A 3,933-nucleotide genomic window follows, 5' to 3' on the forward strand; every position below is an offset into this window, starting at 1 on the left:
CGTTCGACCCGTGACGGTGCCGGCGGGCTGCTCGCGCTGCTGGTGGCGCTGTGGGTGCTGGTGCCGGGTGCGCTGGTCGCCTGGCTCGCCGGGACGCGCACGAAGCCCGCGGTGGCGGACGGCGACGCCGAGTTCGTCGAGCCGGACTACGACGAGGACGAAGAGCCCGTCGACTCCGACGTCGTCTTCGAGGACGACGAGCTCACCGAGCAGTTCGAGCAGCTCGAGGTCGTGGACGACAACGAGTTCGAGGTCGCGGATGACCTCGAAGGAGACGACTACTACGACGAAGACGACTACAACGAGTACGACGAAGAAGAGCCCGAGGACGTCGTCGACGACCTGGAAGACGTTGAGGGCGAAGGGGAAGAGGACCCCGCCGAAGAGGACGACTTCGAAGCGGAGTTCGACGAGATGCTCGGGATGAAGCCCGAGGAGGACCTGGACGGCAAGCCGGAACGGTGACGTCATAGGCTGCCCCTGAGCTGCTGCAACACCACGCAACGCCCAGGAGTAGACGCTGAGCACCGAACTTCGGCTTCCCACACCGGCGCGCGTCGTCGTACTCGTCTCCGGTTCCGGAACCCTCATGCAGGCCTTGCTGGACGCCACCGATCTCCCGATCGAGGTGGTGGCGGTCGGGCCGACCGCCGAGGAACATCGAGGGCCTCAAGCGCGCGGAACGCGCGGGGGTGCCGCACTTCGCCGTGAAGCTGCGCGACCACGCCGACCGAGCGGCCTGGGACGTCGCGCTGACCGAAGCGGTCGCGTCCTACGAGCCCGACCTGGTCGTGTCCGCCGGCTTCATGAAGATCATCGGCCCGGCGTTCCTCGCCCGCTTCGGCGGCCGGATGATCAACACCCACCCCGCCCTGCTGCCGGCCTTCGCAGGCGCGCACGGCGTGCGCGACGCGCTGGACTACGGCGTGCGCGTCACCGGATCGACGGTGCACCTGGTCGACGCGGGCGTCGACACCGGGCCGATCCTCGCGCAGGAAGCCGTTGTCGTCGAAGCCGACGACACCGAGGAGACCCTGCACGAACGCATCAAGGTCGTCGAACGCCGGCTGCTCGTCGAGACGGTCGGCAGGCTGGCCCGCGAGGGCTGCACCGTGAACGGACGAAAGGTGAGCATTCCGTGACCACTCCTGCCGAGAGGCGACCGGTCCGCCGGGCCCTGATCGGGGTCTCCGACAAGGCCGGCCTGCTGGAACTGGCCACCGGCCTGCACGCGGCCGGAGTCGAGATCGTGTCCACCGGCGGCACCGCGAAGGTGCTCGCCGACGCGGGCGTCCCCGTGACGCCGGTCGAGCAGGTGACCGGGTTCCCCGAGTGCCTCGACGGCCGCGTCAAGACGCTGCACCCGCGCGTGCACGCCGGTCTGCTCGCGGACCTGCGCAAGGAGACGCACGTCCAGCAGCTGCGTGAGATGGACATCGCGCCGTTCGACCTGCTGGTCGTGAACCTGTACCCGTTCACGCAGACCGTCGCGTCCGGCGCGAGCCCCGACGAGTGCGTCGAGCAGATCGACATCGGCGGTCCCGCGATGGTGCGCGCGTCGGCGAAGAACCACGCGAACGTCGCGGTCGTCGTCGACCCGGCGCGTTACGAGTGGGTGCTGGAGAACGTCCGCGAGGGCGGCTTCACCCTGGCCGACCGTCAGCGCCTGGCCGCCGACGCGTTCCGGCACACCGCGACGTACGACGTGGCTGTGGCGTCTTGGATCGGCAACGTGCTGGCGCCGGACGACGAGGGCAGCGGCTTCCCGGGCTGGGTCGGCGCGACCTGGAACCGGTCGAACGTCCTGCGCTACGGCGAGAACCCGCACCAGAACGCGGCCATCTATACGCAGGGCGACGGCCGAGTGGGCCTGGCGTCGGCGAAGCAGTTGCACGGCAAGGAGATGTCGTACAACAACTACCTCGACGGCGACGCCGCCTGGCGTGCCGCGTGGGACCACGATCGGCCGTGCGTCGCGATCATCAAGCACGCGAACCCGTGCGGCATCGCGGTTTCCGACGTGAGCATTGCGGACGCGCACCGCAAGGCGCACGAGTGCGACCCGGTCAGCGCGTTTGGCGGCATCATCGCGGCCAACCGCGAGGTGACCGTGGAGATGGCCGAGTTCGTCTCGGAGATCTTCACCGAGGTCATCATCGCTCCGTCCTATGCGGACGGTGCGGTGGAGGTGTTGCAGCGCAAGAAGAACGTGCGCATCCTCGTGGCCGAGGCGCCTGCTCGCGGTGGCGCGGAGATGCGTCCGGTGTCCGGCGGTCTGCTGCTGCAGCAGCGTGACGCCATCGACGCTTCCGGCGACTCGCCCGCGAACTGGACGCTCGCCGCCGGCTTGCCCGCGGACGAGAAGACGCTGGCGGACCTGGAGTTCGCGTGGCGTTCCATCCGCGCGGTGAAGTCGAACGCGATCCTGCTGGCGGACAACGGCGCCACGATCGGCGTCGGCATGGGCCAGGTCAACCGCGTCGACTCCTCGCACCTCGCGGTGAAGCGAGCCGGTGAGCGGGCCAAGGGCGCGGTCGCGGCTTCGGATGCGTTCTTCCCGTTCCCCGACGGCCTCGAGGTGCTGCTGGAGGCCGGTGTGCGCGCGGTCGTGCAGCCCGGTGGCTCGGTGCGCGACCCCGAGGTGATCGCGAAGGCCGAAGAGGCGGGCGTGACGCTGTACCTGACGGGTACGCGCCACTTCGCTCACTGAGTCCGTTCGGAACGAGGGCCGCCTGGTTCGCCAGGCGGCCCTTCGTCACACCTCGGCGAGCAACGCCTCGGCGAGGCCACGCGCGGCCGCCTCGAACTCCGTGACGTCCGGCCGCTTGTTGCCGAACATCCCCGAGTCCCAGCCGGTGTGCTCGACCTCGACGACGGTGTCGCCCTTGCGCACGATGATGTCGACCTGCAGGAACGCGGACTTGCCGTCCACCAGCACGGCCGTCGCCTCGTCACCGAGCCCGTCGAGCGGCCGTTCGTTGATCGTGCCCTGGTTGTTCTGCTTCGACTGCGACACGCGCCGCTCGTACTCCTGACCGGCGTCGCCCACGACGACGTACGCGTCGGTGTTGCGCAGCCCGGACCCGTCCTTGCCCTTGGTCTGGTCCCACGCGCACGACGTCTGCGTGTGATTCGCGAGCTTCCGCTCCCGTGACATCGCGGGGTTGCCGTTCGTGGTGCGTGCCTTGGCCAGCGCCGCCTCGGGGACGTTCGCGCACACGCCGGGCATCGTGCCGCCGCGTTTGGGGCTGCCGCTGTCGGAGTTCGCGCCGAGGTAGAGGAACCCGAAGGTGCCTGCGACGCCGAGCACCAGGACGCCGACGATGATCCCGACGATCAGCGGTGCCTTGTTCTTCTTCGGCGGCTGCGGGTAGGGCTGCCAGCCCTGCGGTTGTTGCTGCTGCTGCGGCCATCCGGGTGGAGGCGGTGGCTGCTGGTGCCAGCCGTGTGGAGGTGGTTGGTTCACGGTTTCCCCAGTTCCCTGTAGTGCTGAGGGGCACCGTAGATGACCTCGTGAACCCGTGTGGGCTTGTCCACCAAAAGGGTGACGCTCTGGCATTGACACGAGGGTGCGTCCGCGCGCTACGATCATCTCGTTCGTTCGAACAAGAGTTCGAATAAGCAAGTCGCCGAACTTCCCTCGGCGGCCGTGCACAGGGGTGCGCACGGCCGGACGGGAGGTGGGTGGAGTGTCCAGGTCGGCAACGGCGTCGTTGGCAGGGCTCGGGGTGAACCCGGCCAGCGAGCTGACCAGCACCACCACCGACCACACCACGGGGCGGGTGCTGCCGGTTCGCGGGGAACTGGCAGGCCTGCTGCCGTGGGGCGGCTTGCGGCGAGGCAGCACGGTGTCGGTGGGCGGATCGACATCGTTGCTGCTCGCTCTGCTCGCAGGTGCGACCGCGGACGGCTGGCTGGGCCGCGGTGGTCGGC

The 3,933-nt window shown here is 69.3% G+C and carries 3 protein-coding genes and 2 pseudogenes; 4 read left to right on the forward strand and 1 reads right to left on the reverse strand.

Annotated elements, in window-relative coordinates:
• The 3 genes and pseudogenes from FXN61_RS47965 to purH form a co-directional block, all read left to right on the forward strand.
• A pseudogene (locus FXN61_RS47965) lies at nt 1-465 on the forward strand (hypothetical protein); the annotation flags it as partial.
• 124 nt (nt 466-589) lie between these two features.
• Nucleotides 590-1,142 (forward strand): annotated as a pseudogene (gene purN, locus FXN61_RS47970) (phosphoribosylglycinamide formyltransferase).
• On the forward strand, nt 1,139-2,710 hold the full coding sequence (purH, locus tag FXN61_RS47975; protein WP_167980418.1) for a bifunctional phosphoribosylaminoimidazolecarboxamide formyltransferase/IMP cyclohydrolase: 1,572 nt from the start codon (nt 1,139-1,141) through the stop codon (nt 2,708-2,710). Before purN ends, purH begins: the two are co-directional and overlap by 4 nt.
• Nucleotides 2,711-2,755: 45 nt before the next feature.
• Here the strand turns inward: purH and FXN61_RS47980 are convergent, their stop codons facing one another.
• Nucleotides 2,756-3,466, reverse strand: a complete 711-nt coding sequence (locus tag FXN61_RS47980) for a hypothetical protein (RefSeq protein ID WP_167980419.1) — start codon at nt 3,464-3,466, stop codon at nt 2,756-2,758.
• A 223-nt stretch (nt 3,467-3,689) separates the two neighbouring features.
• On the opposite strand from FXN61_RS47980, the gene FXN61_RS47985 reads away from it, so the two are divergent.
• Nucleotides 3,690-3,933, forward strand: a 244-nt coding sequence (locus FXN61_RS47985) for an ImuA'/RecA-like NTPase (protein ID WP_512698773.1), incomplete at its 3' end; no start/stop codon positions are given.

It is taken from the genome of Lentzea indica (assembly GCF_012184385.1).
GTDB classification, from domain to species: Bacteria; Actinomycetota; Actinomycetes; order Mycobacteriales; family Pseudonocardiaceae; genus Lentzea; species Lentzea indica.